Annotated in this window: 19 protein-coding genes and 1 pseudogene; 15 read left to right on the top strand and 5 right to left on the bottom strand. The window is 36.6% G+C overall.

Annotation, left to right across the window (positions count from 1 at the left end):
* Window positions 1–21 precede the first annotated feature (21 nt).
* The 6 genes and pseudogenes from ACFO3L_RS04070 to ACFO3L_RS04045 all read left to right on the top strand — a co-directional run bounded on the left by ACFO3L_RS04070 (window position 22) and on the right by ACFO3L_RS04045 (window position 4278).
* A complete protein-coding gene (locus ACFO3L_RS04070) occupies window positions 22–471 on the top strand; it encodes an immunoglobulin-like domain-containing protein (RefSeq protein ID WP_379964116.1) in 450 nt (149 codons plus the stop codon).
* Between the two features lie 708 nt (window positions 472–1179).
* On the top strand, window positions 1180–1389 hold the full coding sequence (locus tag ACFO3L_RS04065) for a hypothetical protein (RefSeq protein ID WP_379964114.1): 210 nt from the start codon (window positions 1180–1182) through the stop codon (window positions 1387–1389).
* A 176-nt stretch (window positions 1390–1565) separates the two neighbouring features.
* Window positions 1566–2006 (top strand): annotated as a pseudogene (locus ACFO3L_RS04060) (DUF7916 family protein); the annotation flags it as partial.
* Between the two features lie 500 nt (window positions 2007–2506).
* Window positions 2507–2677, top strand: coding sequence for a hypothetical protein (locus ACFO3L_RS04055; RefSeq protein ID WP_379964110.1), 171 nt, complete (start codon window positions 2507–2509; stop codon window positions 2675–2677).
* Between the two features lie 103 nt (window positions 2678–2780).
* Window positions 2781–4172: a glycoside hydrolase family 1 protein gene (locus tag ACFO3L_RS04050; protein WP_379964108.1), complete on the top strand. Its 1392-nt coding sequence runs from the start codon at window positions 2781–2783 to the stop codon at window positions 4170–4172.
* Window positions 4147–4278, top strand: coding sequence for a hypothetical protein (locus ACFO3L_RS04045; RefSeq protein WP_379964106.1), 132 nt, complete (start codon window positions 4147–4149; stop codon window positions 4276–4278). Before ACFO3L_RS04050 ends, ACFO3L_RS04045 begins: the two co-directional genes overlap by 26 nt.
* A 131-nt stretch (window positions 4279–4409) precedes the next feature.
* On the opposite strand, the gene clpP is transcribed toward ACFO3L_RS04045, so the two are convergent.
* Window positions 4410–4991 carry an ATP-dependent Clp endopeptidase proteolytic subunit ClpP gene (clpP, locus tag ACFO3L_RS04040; RefSeq protein ID WP_379964104.1) on the bottom strand — a complete coding sequence of 194 codons (582 nt, stop codon included), beginning with the start codon at window positions 4989–4991 and terminating at the stop codon, window positions 4410–4412.
* A gap of 198 nt (window positions 4992–5189) precedes the next feature.
* On the opposite strand from clpP, the gene ACFO3L_RS04035 reads away from it, so the two are divergent.
* The 9 genes from ACFO3L_RS04035 to ACFO3L_RS03995 all read left to right on the top strand — a co-directional run bounded on the left by ACFO3L_RS04035 (window position 5190) and on the right by ACFO3L_RS03995 (window position 14206).
* Window positions 5190–5708 carry a hypothetical protein gene (locus tag ACFO3L_RS04035; RefSeq protein ID WP_379964102.1) on the top strand — a complete coding sequence of 173 codons (519 nt, stop codon included), beginning with the start codon at window positions 5190–5192 and terminating at the stop codon, window positions 5706–5708.
* Window positions 5709–5740: 32 nt separating this feature from the next.
* A complete protein-coding gene (gene miaA, locus ACFO3L_RS04030) occupies window positions 5741–6673 on the top strand; it encodes a tRNA (adenosine(37)-N6)-dimethylallyltransferase MiaA (RefSeq protein ID WP_379964100.1) in 933 nt (310 codons plus the stop codon).
* Between the two features lie 8 nt (window positions 6674–6681).
* Complete coding sequence (gene hflX, locus ACFO3L_RS04025) at window positions 6682–7923, top strand: GTPase HflX (protein WP_379964168.1); 1242 nt, start codon at window positions 6682–6684, stop codon at window positions 7921–7923.
* Window positions 7924–8296: 373 nt separating this feature from the next.
* A complete protein-coding gene (locus ACFO3L_RS04020) occupies window positions 8297–8671 on the top strand; it encodes a MerR family transcriptional regulator (protein WP_379964098.1) in 375 nt (124 codons plus the stop codon).
* A gap of 36 nt (window positions 8672–8707) precedes the next feature.
* Entirely contained in the window at window positions 8708–10048 is a 1341-nt protein-coding gene (glnA, locus tag ACFO3L_RS04015; protein WP_379964096.1) for a type I glutamate--ammonia ligase, read from the top strand.
* A gap of 201 nt (window positions 10049–10249) precedes the next feature.
* Window positions 10250–11131: a class II fructose-bisphosphate aldolase gene (locus ACFO3L_RS04010; protein WP_379964094.1), complete on the top strand. Its 882-nt coding sequence runs from the start codon at window positions 10250–10252 to the stop codon at window positions 11129–11131.
* A 154-nt stretch (window positions 11132–11285) separates the two neighbouring features.
* The gene (locus ACFO3L_RS04005; RefSeq protein ID WP_379964092.1) at window positions 11286–12545 is read left to right on the top strand and encodes a UDP-N-acetylglucosamine 1-carboxyvinyltransferase; all 1260 of its coding nucleotides are present in this window, start codon (window positions 11286–11288) and stop codon (window positions 12543–12545) included.
* 3 nt (window positions 12546–12548) lie between these two features.
* Window positions 12549–13844: a transcription termination factor Rho gene (rho, locus tag ACFO3L_RS04000; protein WP_379964090.1), complete on the top strand. Its 1296-nt coding sequence runs from the start codon at window positions 12549–12551 to the stop codon at window positions 13842–13844.
* 98 nt (window positions 13845–13942) lie between these two features.
* A complete protein-coding gene (locus tag ACFO3L_RS03995; RefSeq protein WP_379964088.1) occupies window positions 13943–14206 on the top strand; it encodes a type B 50S ribosomal protein L31 in 264 nt (87 codons plus the stop codon).
* A gap of 130 nt (window positions 14207–14336) precedes the next feature.
* On the opposite strand, the gene ACFO3L_RS03990 is transcribed toward ACFO3L_RS03995, so the two are convergent.
* The 4 genes from ACFO3L_RS03990 to ACFO3L_RS03975 form a co-directional block, all read right to left on the bottom strand.
* Window positions 14337–14705, bottom strand: coding sequence for an iron chaperone (locus tag ACFO3L_RS03990; RefSeq protein ID WP_379964086.1), 369 nt, complete (start codon window positions 14703–14705; stop codon window positions 14337–14339).
* Between the two features lie 95 nt (window positions 14706–14800).
* Entirely contained in the window at window positions 14801–15322 is a 522-nt protein-coding gene (locus ACFO3L_RS03985; protein WP_379964084.1) for a GNAT family N-acetyltransferase, read from the bottom strand.
* A gap of 16 nt (window positions 15323–15338) precedes the next feature.
* Window positions 15339–17090: an ABC transporter ATP-binding protein gene (locus tag ACFO3L_RS03980; RefSeq protein WP_379964081.1), complete on the bottom strand. Its 1752-nt coding sequence runs from the start codon at window positions 17088–17090 to the stop codon at window positions 15339–15341.
* Window positions 17077–18819 carry an ABC transporter ATP-binding protein gene (locus ACFO3L_RS03975; protein WP_379964079.1) on the bottom strand — a complete coding sequence of 581 codons (1743 nt, stop codon included), beginning with the start codon at window positions 18817–18819 and terminating at the stop codon, window positions 17077–17079. The genes ACFO3L_RS03980 and ACFO3L_RS03975 overlap by 14 nt, the downstream gene beginning before the upstream one ends.
* Window positions 18820–19283: the final 464 nt, after the last annotated feature.

Genomic DNA, 19283 nt, shown 5'->3' with positions numbered 1-19283 from the left:
TAGAAATCGAGGTGTTCAATCATGAAAAAAGTCCTCTTGTATTTGATGCTTGTCTCATTTTTATCCCTGGTTGGTTGTGCGAGTCAAGCCTTTCGTCCTTCCGATTTAGAACCATCGACCGCAGTTGTTACAGAAGGCAAAATTAAGGGGAACGTGAAAGAAGAACAAATTCAATCCTTTAAGGAAAAGATCACACTCGTTTTTGAAAATTTGACAGATACAGTCTATTATTATGGCGTCGATTTTACGCTAGAAGTTGAATTGGATGATACATGGTATCAAGTGCCTTTTGATGAGGGTGTAGCTTTTATTGAAATTGCCATGCTATTAGAAGGCAAAGCGATGAATGAAGAAGTCATTGATTTAGCGGATTACTTTGATAAATTACCGGCTGGCAACTACCGAGTGATTAAACATTTCCAAGCAGAGGAGCAAACTATCACGATCGCACCAACTTTTGAAGTGAAATAAGAAAAAACAATAAAATAAACACCCGATTTGCAATCGGAACTGGCTAATGAAAATGGGACAGTATAAAAAAGCACCTCCTGTTAACTTCAAGTAAAATGAATTTAACAGGAGGTGCTTTTTTAGAATATATGGGATCTTTAATATAAATATTTTTTGAATTAAAATCGACAATAACGCCCGAGTGGATGAGGGTAGTACTTGATATTACCAGTGGGACATGATCGATTCGTTCGGTAAGTGTATTTTTGTCAATGTCAATGGCGTAATAATTTAAAAGCATGGCTAGTGTGGTAACTTCATAACCGCTAATCAAGGGAAGTGCTTCTAATTGATGGATAAAAGGAGCCTCAAATAACATTTTCAATTATTTGCTAGTTTACCTTTTTCTTTCTCGTTTGTTTCTATCTGTCGATTTTGCTTAAGTTTGATTAGTAGTAGAATCAAGATGACATAGGAAAAGAGAACTAAATAAATAATTACAATCATTCTTTGTGTCGTTTGAGAGCTTTCTTTTCGAAATTGTTGAAAGATCTAATGATAAACATAGTCTTTCTAAAAGTTCTTGATACTCGTGATCACACTCTTTTGATTAAGTTAAATCCTAGTGACTAGTTATATATTTTTAGAGATAGTCATGCTATAATGAACTGCCTCTATCGTAGTGGAATATATAAAAAGATAAATATTTAGTAAGAAAGAAGGAAAAACATGAACAAACGTTGGTCAATTGAAAGGATTCGTGAGTTTGTTGAAAAGAATTCAGATAGTAAACTGTTAACCATGGAATACCATGGATTTTCACAAGATTTGTTATTTGAATGCTCTTGTGGGAATCGTTTTGAAAAAAAATTCAAAAAATTTAAAGATAATCATCAAAGAAAATGTGAAGTCTGCCAACCACCAAAAGCTTCACGATAGATTATCAAGAATCTTATGATACTAATAATATTAATTCTCAAGTGTTTTTTTTAAGGAGGATAAAGGACTGTATGTGAAGTTTTCAGACGGTTGTTCAATGGGAGTTAATAAGTTTTATGTAAACATGTAATAGTAAATCCCGGAACTGGTATGATGAACGAACGCCATAGCTATTCAAGTCGAAAAAAGAGAATTACAATGGTTTAATTATTACTGGAAAAATGCATAGTTCAGGTGTTGATGAGCCGATTATGACCAAAGAAGCAATTCAACAATTTACCGATGCAGGTGCTGATATTTTATTATTGCCAGCAGTCGGAACTGTGTTCTTGCTTTTGACCAAGCAGAAAAAAACCGTAAAAATGGCTAAAATCTTGAGCATGCTAACAATGTCTGCAATTGGAACGAGTCAAGAAAGTGCTTCACCAGAAACCATTCGTCAAATTGCGTTATGGAACAAAATGTGTGGCGTGGATTTACAACATATTGGTGATGCAGGCTACAGTGGTGTCACTCCATGTTAAAATATTTACCATATGTCTGTTGCTATTCGTGGGATGAAACATACGATTCAAAGTATGTTTCGTTCAATCGTTAATAAAATGCAAAAAGGATAGAAGGCACGGGCTTTTCTATCCTTTTTTGATAGAAAGTGAGAATCAAAATGATCAATAAACAATCCGTGTAATTTTTAATTAAAATTATTGTAGGAAATGCGTTACTAGCTTTAGCCTACGCGAAATGGATGGTTCCGTATACGATTATAAATGGTGGTGTGACGAGCTTATCTTTAGTCGTACAAAAAAATGCTTCCTATTGATTTACCCTTGATTACAAATAGTTTAACCGTTATATTGCTGATTATTTGTGCAGTATTTTTAGGAAGAAGTTATTTAATGAAGTCGATAGTGGGCAGTTTATCTTACATGTCATTTTTTAGTTTGTTTTATTTTTTACCCTTTGAATGGATGACATGGCTCCACTTGATTTTATGTTAGCCTGTATTGTCATCGCATTTGGCTATTATTGCTGTTTATCGGAAGGGTCAACGACGGTTGGCGTCGACGTAATTGCTTAAATCATTCACTAAAAACATCCGAAAATCGAAGTTGCCAAGATGATTCGTTATTTGAATATTGCCGTTTTGATTTTAGGTTTAATGGCCTATGGGGTTCCGTCAGTCATAATTGGGTTTTTATTTAGTGTTGTTTATACTTGGTCTTTAGGTAAGTTTTTACTAATAGGTATGATGAAACACTCAGATGTCAAAGAAACGGTCAAAAATTAAAATGTGTATTTTTTGTGAGTGATATGTAAGTGAAACACATATTGTTTTGGATTCGCTTTCTTAGTGGAGCGAGAACTATAAAACATAGGAGGATTGAGGAAAGATGATTGAATTTCCAAAAGATTTTTTATGGGGTGCAGCAACATCGGCTCCACAAACTGAAGGAGCCGCACTAGTTGATGGTAAGAGTCCGTCGACTTGGGATAGATGGTTTGAAATGGAGCCGGAATTATTTTTCGATCAAGTTGGACCAAACGATACATCAAACATCTACTATCAATACAAAGAAGATGTTGCTTTAATGAAAAAAATGGATATGAATTCGTATCGTACATCAATTGCGTGGACACGTTTGTTACCTGATGGAAAAACCTTAAATCCAAAAGCAGTAGCCTTTTACCGTGATTATTTTCAAGAAATGATCAATAACGGTGTTGAGCCGATTATCAACTTGTTTCACTTTGACATGCCTTGGTGGTTAATGGAAAAAGGTGGTTGGGAAGCAAGAGAATCAGTCGATCATTTTGCTTTTTATGCTAAAACAGCGTTTGAACAATTTGGTGATTTAGTTAAAAAATGGGCAACTTTTAATGAGCCGTTAGTTCATATTGAATGTGGTTACATGGGTGATGCACACTGGCCGAAAGTTCGTGACTTCAAACGGGCGATTCAAGTGGGTTACCATACGATGTTAGCTCATGCTCAGGCGGTTGAAGCCTATAAAAACAATCCGCATAACGATGGACAAATTGGTATCATCTTAAACTTATCACCAGTTTACGCCAAAAGTGATGAGCCAGCCGATCAAGAAGCACGTCATAAAGCAGATTTAATATATATTCGTAGCTTCGTTGATACGGTAGTTTTAGGTTACTTCCCAGAAGAATTGATTGAAATGTTCCGCGAGAGTGATTTATTGCCACAAGTTGAAGAAGGCGATCGCAAAATATTTGAAGATAATATTGTTGATTTTGTTGGTGTAAACTACTATCAGCCATTGCGTGTACAAGCAGTTGAGAATCCAGTATTCCCAGCACAATCACCTGGTGCCTGGGCCCGTGGTTATAACTGGCCTGAAAAGCGTATCAATCCTCACCGTGGATGGGAAATCTTCCCAGAAGGAATTTATACGATAGCGATGCGTATGAAAAACGATTATGGTAATATGCCTTGGTTCATTTCTGAAAATGGCATGGGTGTTGAAGGTGAAGAGAAGTTTATGGATGAAAATGGAATCATTCAAGATGATTACCGAATTGAATTTTTAGAAGAACATCTAGAGTACCTTGCGCAAGCCATTGAAGAAGGCAGTAATTGTTTTGGTTATCATATGTGGACGTTTTCTGATTGCTGGTCATGGTTAAATGCTTATAAAAATCGCTATGGTTATTACCGCATTAACCGCGATGATAACTATCGACGCTCAGATAAAGCAAGTAGTTACTGGATGAAAGCAGTGATTAATAATCATGGATTTGAAAGAGGAGCAAAATAATGTTTCTCAAATTTTCTTTGCAGTCATGCAAAAACAAAGTAATGCTGTTTTTGCGACACAAACGCAAATTGAAAGTTTCTTAACGAAATTATTTGCCGATAAATAACAAAAATCGATTAGCGGGAGAGTTCCTGCTAATCGATTTTTTGATTTCTCAAGTCATTTATAAATTGTGCTAAGTTTAGATCCTGTAAAAAAACCACTCACTATCGATAAAATAGCGAGTGGTTCTTTTGATTATCTTGTTACCATTACTTCATCGACTAAGCCGTATGCTTTTGCTTCTTCAGCAGACATGAAGTTATCGCGGTCTGTATCTTTTTCAATGACCTCGATTGGCTGACCTGTACGTTCAGCTAAGATTTTATTTAAGCGATCACGTGTTTTTAAAATGTGACGGGCAGCGATTTCGATTTCAGTTGCTTGTCCTTGAGCACCGCCTAATGGTTGGTGAATCATTACTTCTGCGTTTGGCAAAGCAAAGCGTTTGCCTTTTGTACCAGCCGCTAATAAGAAACTACCCATTGATGCAGCCATACCCATTACAATTGTTTGGACATCGGCTTTAACGAAGTTCATTGTATCAAAAATAGCCAAACCTGCCGTTACGCTACCACCAGGAGAATTGATGTACAAGTAAATATCTTTTTCAGAATCTTGCGCATCTAAGAATAGTAGTTGGGCAATGATTGTGTTTGCTAAATCGTCTGTTACTTGACCACTTAGCATAATGATGCGGTCTTTTAGTAAACGTGAGTAGATGTCATAAGCTCTTTCACCGCGAGATGATTGTTCGATGACTGTTGGAATTAAATTCATAGGAAATAATCCTCCTTTTTAATTTTGCTAAATTTCACTAATAGCATAACATACCTACCGTGAATTAAATAGAATAAATCTTTATTTAGCTAGATAAAGTATAACCCCAAGGTCAATAAAGGTCAAATAAAAAAACTGAATAAAAAAATCAAAATATGTTAGAATGAATAAAGATAAGTAAAGGGGTGGATAGTTGAAATGTCAATGTTTATTGCAAGCCTAAGTGGTGTGATTGTCGGGGGCCTGTTAGTCGGGTTAGCATTTTACTTATATATGCGTTTACGTCATCAAAGAGAGCAAAGAGACCGTCTGATGATGCATAAAGTTCGCGAAATTGAAACGCTGATTACTCTGAACCAAAAAGTCATGGAAATTTTAGAAAAACGCATCTTGCTGATGGATAAATATGTAAGCTTTGATGCATTTGATGATTGTTATATTACTGTGGATGACTACGTCTATTTACAATCTTATGCCGCTCATAATAGTTTTTATTTGCCTAATCATTTTTTAGAAGAATTTTTCAAACAAATTTCGATGCGTAAGGCGGTACTTTCGCCAGAAGAGACAATTGCAATTGGTGGCTATACGTTCCGAGGTGGACGTGTCATTATGGAGCAATTATCTGATAAAATTACCGAGATGATTTATGAGCGCAAAATACAATTGAAGAAAATGACAAAAGAACCCATGTCTTTATTTTCAAAAACATTTTAATCAATAACAAGAAAAATAAAGTGAGATATTAGATGAAAAAAATAATAGTCATTGTCGGACCGACTGCGGTAGGTAAGACAGCGTTAAGTATTGAATTAGCGCAAAAATTTAATGGCGAAGTGATTAATGCCGATTCGATGCAAGTGTATCGCGGATTGGATATTGGGACAGCCAAAGTAACGTCAGAAGAAGCCCAAGGGATTACTCATCATCTATTAGATATTTGTGAATTAGAGGATGCCTATTCGGTTGCTCGCTTTCAAGTAGATGCTCGTCAAAAAATTGACGAAATCACAGCTAAAGGCAAGTTGCCAATTATCGTTGGAGGAACAGGATTGTATGTTCAAAGTCTCATCTACGACTACCAATTAGGAAAGAAATCTAGCGATGTGCAACCGGAAGTTCGCAAAAAATATGAAGCCTATGAGCAGACGCATGGTAAGGAGGCTCTGTGGGAATTATTAAAAGAACGTGATCCTTTAGCTGCACAAGCGATTCATTTAAACAATGTTCGTAAAGTCGTTCGTGCCTTAGAAGTTTTTGAAATAACCGGGAAAAGTATTTTAATGCCGGAAAAAGAACCAGAGAAATTGTATGATGATTTTTTAATAGGTTTATCAACGCAACGAGCACTTTTATATCAACGAATCAATCAACGGGTGCATCAAATGTTGGATCAAGGTCTAGAAGAAGAAGCCGGATATTTATTAACAAAGCATCCAGATAGTCAAGGTGCTTTGGGAATTGGCTATCAAGAATTTAAACCTTATTTTAATGGCGAAGCTTCATTAGAGTCGGTAATTGAAACAATTCAACTTCATTCTAGACGTTATGCGAAACGGCAATTAACGTGGTTTAGAAATCGGATGCAGCCTCATTGGTTCGATTTAGTTCAAAAACCGAACGAAGTGAATACAATTGAATTTGAAATTAAAAACTGGTTGAAAGGAGCGAAAGAAGAATGAGCGAAGAAATGCAAGAACGCGTCATTTTAGTTGGCGTTGAGACCGAAATAAACTATCAATATTTTGAAGAATCAATGCTTGAGTTAAAAAACTTAACGAAGACGGCTAAAGGGGAAGTAGTATTTTCGTTAAGTCAAAAGCGTCCGCAAATTGATCGTAAAACGGTTGTTGGTAAAGGGAAAATCGAAGAACTAAAACAATTAATTGAGCTTCACGAAGCGCAATTAGTGATTTTCAATCATGAATTGACACCGCGCCAAAGTCAAATTATTGGCGATGAATTAGGTATCGCAGTGATTGATCGTGTTCAGTTAATTTTAGATATTTTTGCGATGCGTGCCCGTTCAAAAGAGGGGAAACTACAGGTTGAATTGGCGCAATTAGAATATTTATTGCCACGACTAATGGGTCAAGGAAAAATGCTTTCGCGTTTAGGCGGAGGGATTGGAACGAGAGGGCCAGGGGAAACCAAACTAGAGACTGATCGTCGTCATATCCGCAACAAAGTTACCATTATCAAAAGAGAGTTAAAAGAAGTTGAAGCGCATAGAAATCGAACGCGTCAAAAACGTCAAGATAATGAAGTTTTCCAGATTGGTTTAATCGGTTATACGAATGCTGGAAAATCAACGATTCTAAATATCTTAACTCAAGCCCAAACGTTCGAGGAAGATCAATTATTTGCGACACTTGATCCTTTAACGAAAAAATGGCGCTTACCAGAAGGGTTAGAGGTGACGTTAACGGATACCGTTGGGTTTATTCAAGATTTACCGACGCAATTAATCGATGCTTTTCATTCAACGCTAGAAGAGAGTAAAGGGATGGATCTTTTACTACACGTTGTCGACGCTAGTTCAGAGAACCGACAACAACATGAAGAAACGGTTACGAAATTAATGGAGGAGCTAGACTTAGGCGCGATTCCTGTTTTAACAATTTATAATAAATCAGATAAAATTGCCAATCCATTACTCTTTGTTCCAACGTTATTTCCGAGTGTTTTAATTTCTGCGAAAACGACACGTGGGAAAGAACAATTAAGCCAAGCGATTAAATTAAAAATTATGGAAATTTTACAGCCTTACACATTAAACTTAGGTCCCGATGAAGGAAAACTATTAAATCAGCTGCAAAGGGAGACGTTGTTGCTGTCTTCTGAATTTAATGAAGACGAACAAGTCTATTTCTTAAAAGGATTTGCTTTCCCACAGTCGATAGCGATTCGTCGTATGGAAAGTACGGAATAAAAAACAATATCAAGAGAGCAAATTGTAAAAGTCATTTTGCTCTTGTTTCGAACTAAAAGATATTTATCAATTAAATAAGTATAAGACTAGGACTGTGTCAAAATCGCAGTCCTGTTTTTTTTTTTTTTTTGAAAAAATTTCTACTAACAAAAATCAACAAGATTTAAACTGCCAAAAAGTGAAGTTGCTCCATTTTATTTTTCTAAGCTAAATAGTTGAAAAGCAGCTCTTTTTACGCCATTTTTTTAGCTATGGAAAAAAAATTTTTTATTTCATGTAAGGAAACCTAACATAGGTGGTTGACAACTGCTTTTTGACTTGGTATATTTTTTTTATAGTCATCTAATCAATCTTTAAGAAAGTAGGATGCTCAATGCAAGAAAAGGAACTTCGTCGTTCAATGTCTGTTTTTCCAATTGGTACAGTGATGAAATTAACCGACCTTACCGCGCGACAAATTCGTTATTATGAGGAACAAGATTTAATCCATCCAGAAAGAAGCGAAGGCAATCGACGCATGTATTCTTTGAAAGATATTGACGTTTTGCTGGAGATTAAAGACTATTTGTCTGATGGTTTGAATATGGCGGGTATAAAAAAACTTTATGAATTAAAAAAAGTAGAAAATGAAACAAAAGCAAAACAACAGTTAACGGATAATGATGTTCGTCGTATTTTTTATGATGAGATATTATCACAAGGTGGATTGTCACAAACAAACCCCTTCCAGAAAAATACAAGAATTTAAGCGTAAAAATCTAAAATATAGAGGATGGAATGAATTATGCCAAGAGTAGAGTACACGATAGCTGAAATTGAAAAAAATGCCCAAGAACAAAATGTTCGTTTTTTACGACTCATGTTTACTGATATTATGGGAACGATTAAAAACGTTGAAGTACCAATTAGTCAGTTAACAAAGGTATTAAACAATAAAATGATGTTTGATGGTTCTTCAATTGAAGGATTTGTACGAATTGAAGAAAGCGATATGTACTTGTATCCGGATTTATCGACTTGGTTAATTTTTCCATGGGAAAGTGAACATGGAAAAGTCGCACGCTTAATTTGTGATATTTACAATCCAGATGGTACGCCATTTGCAGGTGACCCTCGTGGAAACTTAAAACGAAATCTAAAAAATATGAAAGCATTAGGCTTCACCTCATTTAACTTAGGTCCTGAACCTGAATTTTTCTTATTCAAATTGGATGAAAATGGTGAGATTACAATGGATTTGAATGACAAAGGTGGCTATTTCGATTTCTCTCCAACTGACTTAGGTGAAAATTGCCGACGTGATATTGTTTTAGAATTAGAAAAAATGGGCTTTGAAGTGGAAGCTTCTCACCATGAAACCGCACCGGGACAACATGAGATTGATTTTAAATATGCCGATGTCGTTGAGGCGTGTGATAATATTCAAACATTTAAATTGGTTGTTAAAACGATTGCTCGTAAACATGGTTTACATGCGACTTTTATGGCAAAACCAATGTATGGAATCGCCGGTTCAGGCATGCACTGTAATATGTCCTTATTCAAAGGAAATAAAAATGTCTTTTTCGATGAAGACGGTGAGATGCAGTTAAGTGAAATAGCCTATCAATTTATGGCAGGCCTTTTAGAGCATGCGCGTGCCTTTACTGCTGTTTGTAACCCAACGGTGAACTCATATAAACGTTTAGTTCCAGGATTTGAGGCACCCGTATATGTGGCTTGGTCGGGGCATAACCGTTCGCCCTTAATCCGCATTCCAGAGGCGAGAGGATTATCGACTCGGTTAGAATTACGTTCGGTTGATCCAACGGCCAATCCTTATTTGGCAATGGCTGTTTTATTAGAAGCAGGGTTAGATGGAATTCGTCGGGAGTTAACACCACCACCCGCTGTGGATCGTAATATTTACGTGATGACAATGGAAGAACGTGAAGCCGCTCAAATCTATGATCTCCCATCAACCATTCATAATGCCATTAAAGCACTACGAAAAGATCCAGTCATGATTGAAGCACTGGGTCATCATATTTATGGTAACTTTAATGAAGCAAAACGTATGGAATGGGCAGCTTATCGTCAAACGGTTTCTGAATGGGAACGTGAACAATATTTGGAGCTTTATTAAACAGGAATAAAAAACGCTTAAATCAATTGATTTCAAGCGTTTTTTATTCGTTAAATAAGAATGTAAAGCGAATTATGAAAAAACAAGTAAAGTTTCTTGTTTGACTAGTAAAAAGAATGAAACTTTGCTAAAATGAACGTGTTAGTTAGGAATCAAAATTCTTGACAATAAAAGTTTAGTGAAAACTAGGAGGAATTAATTATGCCATTAGTATCAGGAACTGAAATTTTACAGGCAGCTCGTAAAGGCGGATATGCAGTAGGAGCTTACAACACAAACAACTTAGAGTGGACACAAGCGATTTTAGCAGCAGCTGAAGCTAAACAAGCACCTGTTTTAATCCAAACATCTATGGGCGCTGCAAAATACATGGGTGGCTACAAATTAGTTGTTCACATGGTGACAGATTTAATGGAATCTATGAACATCACTGTTCCAGTTGCAATTCATTTAGACCATGGTTCATATGAAGCAGCTTTAGAGTGTATTGAAGCTGGATACACATCAGTAATGTTTGATGGTTCTCACTTACCATTTGAAGAAAACTTAAAATTAGCTAAAGACGTTGTAGAAAAAGCACATGCAAAAGGTATTTCTGTTGAGTGTGAAGTTGGTTCAATCGGTGGAGAAGAAGACGGAATCATTGGTTCTGGCGAATTAGCTGATATCGACGAATGTGTACAAATGGTTGGTACAGGAATTGATTTCTTAGCATGTGGAATTGGTAACATCCACGGTGCTTACCCAGAAAACTGGGCTGGATTAGCTTTCGATCATTTACAAGCAATCTCAGATGCTGTTTCAGCAGCTGCTGGAAGAGAAGTACCATTAGTATTACACGGTGGTTCAGGTATTCCTGTAGAACAAATCCAAAAAGCAATCTCAATGGGTGTTTCTAAAGTTAACGTTAACACAGAATTCCAAGTTTCATTTGCTAAAGCAACTCGCGAATACATCGAAGCTGGTAAAGATTTAGAAGGTAAAGGTTTTGACCCTCGCAAATTATTAGCAGCTGGTAAAGCAGCGATTATCAAAGATGCTGAAGAGCATATTGAAATCTTTGGTTCAGCAAACAAAGCTTAATTAACTGAATGAAATGAAAAGACTTGTCCGCGCGGATAAGTCTTTTTTAATGTCTTTAAACCGCTCAAAATCTCTTGTCTTTTTTCTTTCATAAAAATATGCTAGAATGGGGAATGATTGTAAATAATTAATTGAAAATAAATAGGTGAATTAAATGAAAAAATTAGTAATTCAAGGAAACAAGCCATTAACAGGTGAAGTAACAATTAGTGGCGCAAAGAACAGTGTTGTTGCATTAATTCCAGCTGCTATTTTAGCGAACTCTCCGGTTACCTTAGAAGGCGTTCCTGATATTCAAGATGTCCACTCTCTTATTGAGATTTTAGAAATTATGGGTGTAGAAACCACTTTTAACGAAAATAAATTAATCATTGATCCAACAAATATTGCTTCAATTCCAATGCCAACTGGTAAAATTAATAGTTTACGTGCTTCTTATTATTTTATGGGGGCCTTGTTAGGTAAATTTGGCGAAGGAGTCGTCGGTTTACCTGGTGGTTGTAACTTAGGTCCACGTCCGATTAACTTACATATTAAAGGCTTTGAAGCTTTAGGTGCCAAAGTAACAAATGAGCATGGTGCAATGTATTTACGCAGTGATGAAAAAGGCTTAGTTGGGACACGTATCTTTATGGATATGGTTTCAATTGGTGCGACGATTAACGTGATGCTAGCGGCTTCACGTGCCAAAGGTCGTACAATTATTGAAAATGCTGCTCGTGAACCTGAAATTATTGACGTTGCTACGTTACTAAATAATATGGGTGCCAATATTCGTGGTGCCGGTACAGATGAAATTAGAATTGATGGTGTCGATGAATTACATGGTTGCCGTCATTCAATTATTCCTGACCGCATTGAATCAGGTACTTATTTAGCCTTAGCTGCTGCAGTCGGTAATGGTATTTTAGTTAAAAATGTGATTCATGAACATTTAGAAAGTTTCATTGCAAAATTGCAAGAAATGGGTGTTCAAATGGATATTGGTGAAGATAGTATTTATGTTCATCCAGCTAAAAACTTAAAAGCGATTAATGTCAAAACTTACCCTTATCCAGGTTTTGCGACAGACTTGCAACAACCATTGGCACCATTAATGTTAAAAGCGCAAGGTAGCTCAGAAATTATTGACACAATTTATCCAAAACGTGTCAATCACATTCCTGAACTAGTTCGCATGGGAGCCAAAGCAAGTATTGAAGGCAACATGATGATTTTAAACGGTACCCCACAATTACAAGGTGCAGAAGTTGTTGCCTCTGATTTACGTGCAGGAGCAAGTTTAGTCATTGCGGGCTTGATGGCTGAAGGTACGACTAAAATTAGTCAAGTTGATCATATTTTAAGAGGATATGATCATATTATTGAAAAATTAACTGCTATGGGAGCAGATATTAAAATGATAGAGGAGTAATAAATGCAAGATTATTTAACGATGGCAGAACTCGAACACTGCACACTAAAAGAAGTCTATGCTTATGCACGTTCATTTAAGATTCCATACTATAGTCAAATGAATAAAAAAGAACTTTCGCTAGCGGTGATTCGAGCACAAGCTGAAAAGCAAGGCTTCTTTATTATGGAAGGCATTCTTGACATCGTCAGTCAAGAAGGCTATGGTTTTTTACGTCCAATTAACTATGGCCCAAGTGCAGAAGATATTTATATTTCTTCTTCACAGATTCGTCGTTTTAGCTTACGTAATGGTGATAAAGTTGCTGGAAAAGCACGTCCACCAAAAGAATCCGAACGATATTATGGTTTAATGCATGTTGAAACAGTTAATGGTAAAGAACCAGAAGAAGCCAAAGAACGTCCACATTTTCCAGCTTTAACGCCACTTTATCCAAATCGTCATATGAATTTGGAGACGAACTCGGGCCGTTTGGCGACACGGATGATTGATCTATTTTCGCCAATTGGTTTTGGTCAACGGGGATTAATTGTAGCACCACCCAAGGCTGGTAAGACGAGTATTCTGAAAGAAATTGCGAATGGTATTACGGAAAACCATCCGAATGTCGAATTAATTGTGCTTTTAATTGATGAGCGGCCAGAAGAAGTGACTGATTTAGAACGTAGTGTCAAAGGTGATGTTGTCTCATCAACCTTTGATTTACAACCAAGCAATCATACACGAGTAGCGGAACTTGTACTGGAACGCGCGATGCGTTTAGTAGAAGACAAACGTGACGTCGTGATCTTGATGGACAGTATTACGCGTTTAGCTCGGGCATATAATTTGGTTGTGCCGCCAAGTGGTCGGACGCTTAGTGGCGGGATTGATCCTGCAGCTTTGTACAAACCGAAACGCTTTTTTGGAGCGGCTCGTAATATTGAAGAAGGTGGAAGTTTAACAATTTTAGCGACAGCCTTAGTTGATACTGGTAGTCGAATGGATGACGTCATCTACGAGGAATTTAAAGGTACAGGAAACATGGAACTCCAACTTTCACGTCCATTAGCAGAACGTCGCATTTTCCCAGCCATCGATTTGAAAAAATCAGGTACAAGAAAAGAAGACTTATTAATGTCTGCGGAACAGTTAGAAGAGACTTGGCGTATCCGTAATCATATGACTGGTGATTCATTAGAATTTACCGAGCAGTTCATCCAAATGATGAAAAAGACCAAAAACAATCAAGAATTCTTAAAAGCATTCCAAGATGTGGCCTTCGGTGGAAAAATAACGAAACGTATTAATAAAAGATAATTGCATCTGAAAACGAAACGTGTTAAGATATTCTTGTTGTAAATCGACAATCAACTCTGATTCAGCAAATGGGTCAGGGCAAAGGAGAGAAACATATTATGAAACCAAATATTCATCCAGAGTACCATCCAGTAGTATTCTTAGACTCAACAACAGGTTACAAATTCTTGTCAGGATCAACTAAACATTCTGCAGAAACAATCGAATGGGAAGATGGTAACACTTACCCAGTAATCCGTGTAGAGGTTACTTCTGATTCACATCCATTCTACACTGGTCGTCAGAAATTCACTCAAGCAGACGGACGTGTTGACCGTTTCAACAAAAAATACGGTCTTAAAGACGCTAACGCTGCTGAATAATTCTAGACTTAACAAACGTTGTAATAGCAACGTTTCCGAGGGCTTTCCTTTTGCGAGGAGAGCTCTTTTTTAATTACATAGACTAATGATTAAGGGGCTGAGAAAAAATCTCAGTCCCTTAATCATTAGTCTATCGCCAAAATTTATGATAGTCTTTTTTGTCTTCAATATTGAAGGCAATCATTTCTTTTATCAGTTCTCTATCAATCGGTTGTGTCCATTTGATGCGGAAGATATTATTCGTTCGCTCATAACCGCTTTGATCAATGGTCTCAGCAAAAAGAGTGAGTGTTTTAACTTCAGGTGACACAGAAATATGGTTTTTAGCTAAGCTAAAAGCTAAAATAAAAGTCTCGTGATGGGTGAACATCGGTTGGTTCCAAGCGATACGTGTTTCTAATTCAGGAAATTCTGCTAAAATCCACTCGAATAAATCCCGTATTTTTTCACGGTGTTCAATATTTTCGATGGCGGCTAAATATTCCTCGAAATTTTGCATAAGATAACCTTCTTTCTCATTTTTCTAAATTGTAGCAGATTGATGCAAAAAGCAAAAATAAAAAGTGAATGTGACACAAGCCACATCCACTTTCATTAATCTTCACGCAGACGGCTATACAGCGCAATATCTACGATTCCACGATTATTACGACCAGCTTGGCGTAAAATTCCTTCAAAAGTCACGCCATTTTTTTGCATCACCTTACCGGAACCAGGATTTTCAATATCATGGCTTGCTTCAATTCGATTGACGGTAGTATGGCTGAATAAATAATTAATCACGGCATCGAGTGCTTCGGTCATATAACCTTCTCCCCAATAAGCCTCACCGATTACATATCCGATAATTTTTGTTTTTATCTCGGGTTTATCCTCAACAACATTAATAGTGCCAATTAACTCATCGGTTGCTTGGATGACGATCCCCCAATCTTCATCATCGCTTTTTTCACGTAAGGCTAGACGCGCTTGGGTTTGAGTGATAGATGTATGAGGTGGCCAGGTCAAATATTTCGTGACCGTTTTAGAATTGGCCCAATGGTGAAACATTTGAGGGGCGTCATTAACGGTCAAAGGGCGTAAAATAAGGCATTTTGTTTGAATAGTTACAGTCATTAGAAGATCACTCCTTTTAAATTTGAGCTGATTTGGCTTGTAGTTGATACATTTCAGCATACTGTCCTGCTAGTGCCAGTAATTCTTGATGAGAGCCGTGTTCTTTAATTTCACCTTGTTCCAACAATAAAATTTGATCGGCTTGTTGAATGGTTGAAAGGCGATGGGCGATGATAAAGGTGGTTCGCCCTTTTTTTACTACATTCATCGCATGTTGGATTAAACTTTCCGTTTCAGTGTCAATATGTGACGTGGCCTCATCCAAAATCAAAATTTTTGGATTTTTAGCTAGCGTTCGAGCAAAGGCGATTAATTGGCGTTCACCAGAAGAAAGCGACTGGCCTTTTTCAATCACTTCTTCGTAAATTCCTTTTGGTAGCTTAGCTAATAAAGGGCCGGCACCAACTTTTTTCAAGGCATCGATAACAGCTTCATCTGAGATGCTTTCGTCTTGCATTGTCACGTTACTTTTAATTGTGCCACTAAAGAGATAAGGTTCTTGTAGAACAATGCCCATCTCAGAACGCACACTTTCGCGATTACATGCTTGAATGACTTGATTATCAATCGAAATGTTTCCTTTTTGAGGATCGTAAAAACGAAAAAGTAAATTGATTAGTGAACTTTTTCCAGAAGCTGTATGGCCAACTAAGCCTATCGTTTCACCAGGCTTCACTTGGAAATGAATATCTTTTAAAACCGGTTCATCTGCTTTGTAACCAAAAGTTACATGATCAAAAACAATCGCACCTTTTTCTAAAATTAAAGGAAGGCAAGTATCATTTTCAACCGTTTCATCTAACATTTCAAAAACACGCTCACCTGAGGCAAGAGCTTGTTGTAAGGTAGGCATAATGCGAACAAGTGTTAAAATTGGATCAAATAAACTTGAAATATAGTTGATTAAGATAAAAATCGTTCCCATTGAATAGCCTAAAATACCATTCGTAAATTGAGTACCTAAATAAAGTAATAAACAAAACATGACGAGATTTTTGATAAAAGTTGAAAAATCCCAAGAGAAAATCCCATCGAGCCGAATGGAACGAATCCGATTATCGAGCCAAGCTTGATTCTTTTCTTCAAATTCAGCGGCCATATTGTCTTGTTGATGAAAAATTTGGACAATTGAAACCCCTTGAATGATTTCTGCTGTTAGGCTGTTTAAGTCACTAACGATTTCACGCCAATGCTTATTAATCGGTGTTGCAGCGCGAATATAAAGCCATTGCCACATAGCAAAGAAGGGCAATAGGACTAAAAGAGCGATACCGACTGTCGGACTAATAATGAAAAGAGCGACATAAATCCCGATGACCATTAGTAAGTTGATTACAACTTGATTGCTAAAGTTTTGATAAAAATTGTTACGTAAAACTTCCGTATCATTAACAATTCGAGCTGAGATTTTACCGGCTGGTTTATCATCAAAATAAGAAACAGGGAGTTGTTGCATTTTTTCATGAGCATCATCACGTATTTTTTTACTAACACGATTTGAAGCAAAGGCAAATAATAAAAAACTTGCATAGCCGGTTATCGCGCTAATGATTGTTATTAGCATGAAAAGGCCAAATTGTTGAATTAAAAAGTCGATCGGAATTAATTGATTATTTGTGATGCGTTCAGAAACGATATCAATAATTTGTTTGCCGATCATTGGCGCATAAATTGTTGTAGCAGCCGATACGATGGATAGTAGTAAACCGAAGCCGTAAAAAAGTGGTTCGGTTGCCAAATAACTGAGTAGGCGCTTAAATGTTTTCATGTTGATCGTCCTCCAATTGCTGTTTCAGATGTTGTTGGTAGTACCAGCCCTTTTGTTGCAATAATTGTTCTGGTGTACCGTATTCAGCAATTTTTCCTTGATCCATCACGATGACTTTATGGGCTTTAGCCACAGCAGACAGGCGATGGGTAATAATAATGGTTGTTTGACCTTTTCGAATCGTTTGAATATTTCGTATAATCGCTTGTTCTGTTTTAGCATCAACAGCAGAAAGCGAGTCGTCAAGAATCAGTAATTCCGGTTGGCGAATTAAACCGCGAGCAATCGAGATTCGTTGCTTTTGTCCACCAGAAATCGAAACGCCTTTTTCACCAATTAAAGTATCCAATCCTTCGGTCATCCGGTTTAAGTCTTTGGTGAAGTCAGCGAATTCTACGACATCATGTATTTCTTGTTCAGTCGCTCGATCTTTTCCAAAGCGAATATTATACGCGACATTTTTTGAAAATAAAATGTGTTCTTGAGGAACGTAACCAATTTTCTTTTCTAAATCCGCAATTTGGTAGTGTTGAATCGGTTGTTCATTAATCGAGAGGCTACCAGCGGGATTGACAGGATACTGACGAAGTAATTGACGGATTAAAGTCGTTTTACCACTACCCGTTGGACCGACAATTCCTAAAGTTTCGCCTTGTTTAATTTCTAGATTAATTTTTTCGATAGTCGGCGTCTCATTTGTCGGATATTTAAAGGAGTAATCATTAAAACGAATTGTTTGAATGCCTGATAATTCTGATTGACCAGAAGCTTCAACTAAATCATTTGCTTGTAAAATTTCTTCCACTTTACGGAAGGAAACGTTACCTTGTTGATAAACTAAAACAATATCTGATAAACCCCAAATTGAACCACTCAACATTCCTAAATAAATTTGAAATGAAATGAGTTCACCAATGGTCATTTGTCCCTGACTAATTAAGTAGCCACTATAAGTTAATCCTAGAGCCATGCTAAGTCCGGTAAATAATTTAGCAATTGGACCAACGGCACCGTTATAAAGGACTAGCTGATTGGCTTTTTCTAAAACTTGGTTCGTTCTCTTTTTGAATTGTTGTTGTTCCAACTCTTTTTTACCATACGCCCGAATGACGCGCACACCGTCAACGACTTCTAAAACTTCATTGCTTAATGTTGCGACCGCATCTCGATTGGCTTCGTATAAAATGTCAATCTTTTTCCAGAGCTTAAAGATAAATAAAGCAAAGAAAATCAGCGGTAAGACGCTAAGTAAGGTCACTTTCAAGGAAATCGTTAGAATCATAATAATCAAAATACTAAGCGCCCAAGTAATATTCGAAACAATCAGCATAAAGCCGTAACCGATCGTATCACCCAGAAATTCAATGTCACTCGTCATCCGTGTCATTAAATCCCCGGAGCGAAATCGTTCGTAAAAAGGTGTCCGTAATTGTAATAAACGACGGTAAAGTTGACTACGTAAGCCATTTTGATAGCGATAAGATTGGCCAAAAAGTAGGACAACCCAAGTGATATCAACTAAATAAATTAAAATGATTGCTCCCAAAAAGATGCCTAAATAAAAGAATAAATTTTCATTCGTTAATGTCTGATTGACCATTGAATCAATAAATTGTTGAATGAGATAATTAGGGACAACAGCTAGAGCAGAGGATAATAGCGCAAAAATCGTTGTGATTCCATAAATATAAGGATGTTTTTTAATATAATTCCAAAAAATTGTTAACATGAATTGTACCTCGTTTTCTATAATTTCAATTGTTAAAGAGGAAAAAAGCACACAAAAAAGCCTAGTATCGTCCATCAGTCTGACTGAACAATACTAGGCAAAAATTTCCATAAAAAGTTTACGTCAAAAAGACGTTACTTTGCTACGTTGTACCTATTTGTAAAGGAGTCTGATAAGATATTCGAAATGGATTGGTTGTGTTGTGTGTTCAAGTATTTCATCGTAAAAACTCCTTCCTTTAAAATTTGATAAGCCAAATGTACTATAGATAACGCGTGTTGTAAAGCGTAAAATGAAAATAATTTTAATTTTATTTTAAGAAAATTCGTTTTTTTGTTATTTTATCATCAGACAATTCTTGTTATTTGATGGATTTTTTTATGCATTCGAATCAAACCCTGAATAATTCATAGCTTTAATTCTTTGGCACATTTTATTGAAATATGTATCACTAATATCCCTAT

The organism is Enterococcus eurekensis, assembly GCF_042654605.1.
GTDB classification, from domain to species: Bacteria; Bacillota; Bacilli; order Lactobacillales; family Enterococcaceae; genus Enterococcus_I; species Enterococcus_I eurekensis.
This window is presented reverse-complemented; position numbering and strand designations above follow the sequence as displayed.

Excerpts from the sequence above, each read along its gene's own strand:
- rho (WP_379964090.1), top strand. The coding sequence starts at position 12,549 with ATGCAAGATTATTTAACGATGGCAGAACTCGAACACTGCACACTAAAA.
- ACFO3L_RS03980 (WP_379964081.1), bottom strand. The coding sequence starts at position 17,090 with ATGAAAACATTTAAGCGCCTACTCAGTTATTTGGCAACCGAACCACTT.
- ACFO3L_RS04050 (WP_379964108.1), top strand. The coding sequence starts at position 2,781 with ATGATTGAATTTCCAAAAGATTTTTTATGGGGTGCAGCAACATCGGCT.
- hflX (WP_379964168.1), top strand. The coding sequence starts at position 6,682 with ATGCAAGAACGCGTCATTTTAGTTGGCGTTGAGACCGAAATAAACTAT.
- miaA (WP_379964100.1), top strand. The coding sequence starts at position 5,741 with ATGAAAAAAATAATAGTCATTGTCGGACCGACTGCGGTAGGTAAGACA.
- ACFO3L_RS03985 (WP_379964084.1), bottom strand. The coding sequence starts at position 15,322 with ATGACTGTAACTATTCAAACAAAATGCCTTATTTTACGCCCTTTGACC.
- ACFO3L_RS04055 (WP_379964110.1), top strand. The coding sequence starts at position 2,507 with ATGATTCGTTATTTGAATATTGCCGTTTTGATTTTAGGTTTAATGGCC.
- ACFO3L_RS03995 (WP_379964088.1), top strand. The coding sequence starts at position 13,943 with ATGAAACCAAATATTCATCCAGAGTACCATCCAGTAGTATTCTTAGAC.
- ACFO3L_RS04035 (WP_379964102.1), top strand. The coding sequence starts at position 5,190 with ATGTCAATGTTTATTGCAAGCCTAAGTGGTGTGATTGTCGGGGGCCTG.
- ACFO3L_RS03990 (WP_379964086.1), bottom strand. The coding sequence starts at position 14,705 with ATGCAAAATTTCGAGGAATATTTAGCCGCCATCGAAAATATTGAACAC.
- ACFO3L_RS04020 (WP_379964098.1), top strand. The coding sequence starts at position 8,297 with ATGCAAGAAAAGGAACTTCGTCGTTCAATGTCTGTTTTTCCAATTGGT.
- glnA (WP_379964096.1), top strand. The coding sequence starts at position 8,708 with ATGCCAAGAGTAGAGTACACGATAGCTGAAATTGAAAAAAATGCCCAA.
- ACFO3L_RS04065 (WP_379964114.1), top strand. The coding sequence starts at position 1,180 with ATGAACAAACGTTGGTCAATTGAAAGGATTCGTGAGTTTGTTGAAAAG.
- ACFO3L_RS03975 (WP_379964079.1), bottom strand. The coding sequence starts at position 18,819 with ATGTTAACAATTTTTTGGAATTATATTAAAAAACATCCTTATATTTAT.
- ACFO3L_RS04045 (WP_379964106.1), top strand. The coding sequence starts at position 4,147 with ATGGATTTGAAAGAGGAGCAAAATAATGTTTCTCAAATTTTCTTTGCA.
- ACFO3L_RS04010 (WP_379964094.1), top strand. The coding sequence starts at position 10,250 with ATGCCATTAGTATCAGGAACTGAAATTTTACAGGCAGCTCGTAAAGGC.
- clpP (WP_379964104.1), bottom strand. The coding sequence starts at position 4,991 with ATGAATTTAATTCCAACAGTCATCGAACAATCATCTCGCGGTGAAAGA.
- ACFO3L_RS04070 (WP_379964116.1), top strand. The coding sequence starts at position 22 with ATGAAAAAAGTCCTCTTGTATTTGATGCTTGTCTCATTTTTATCCCTG.
- ACFO3L_RS04005 (WP_379964092.1), top strand. The coding sequence starts at position 11,286 with ATGAAAAAATTAGTAATTCAAGGAAACAAGCCATTAACAGGTGAAGTA.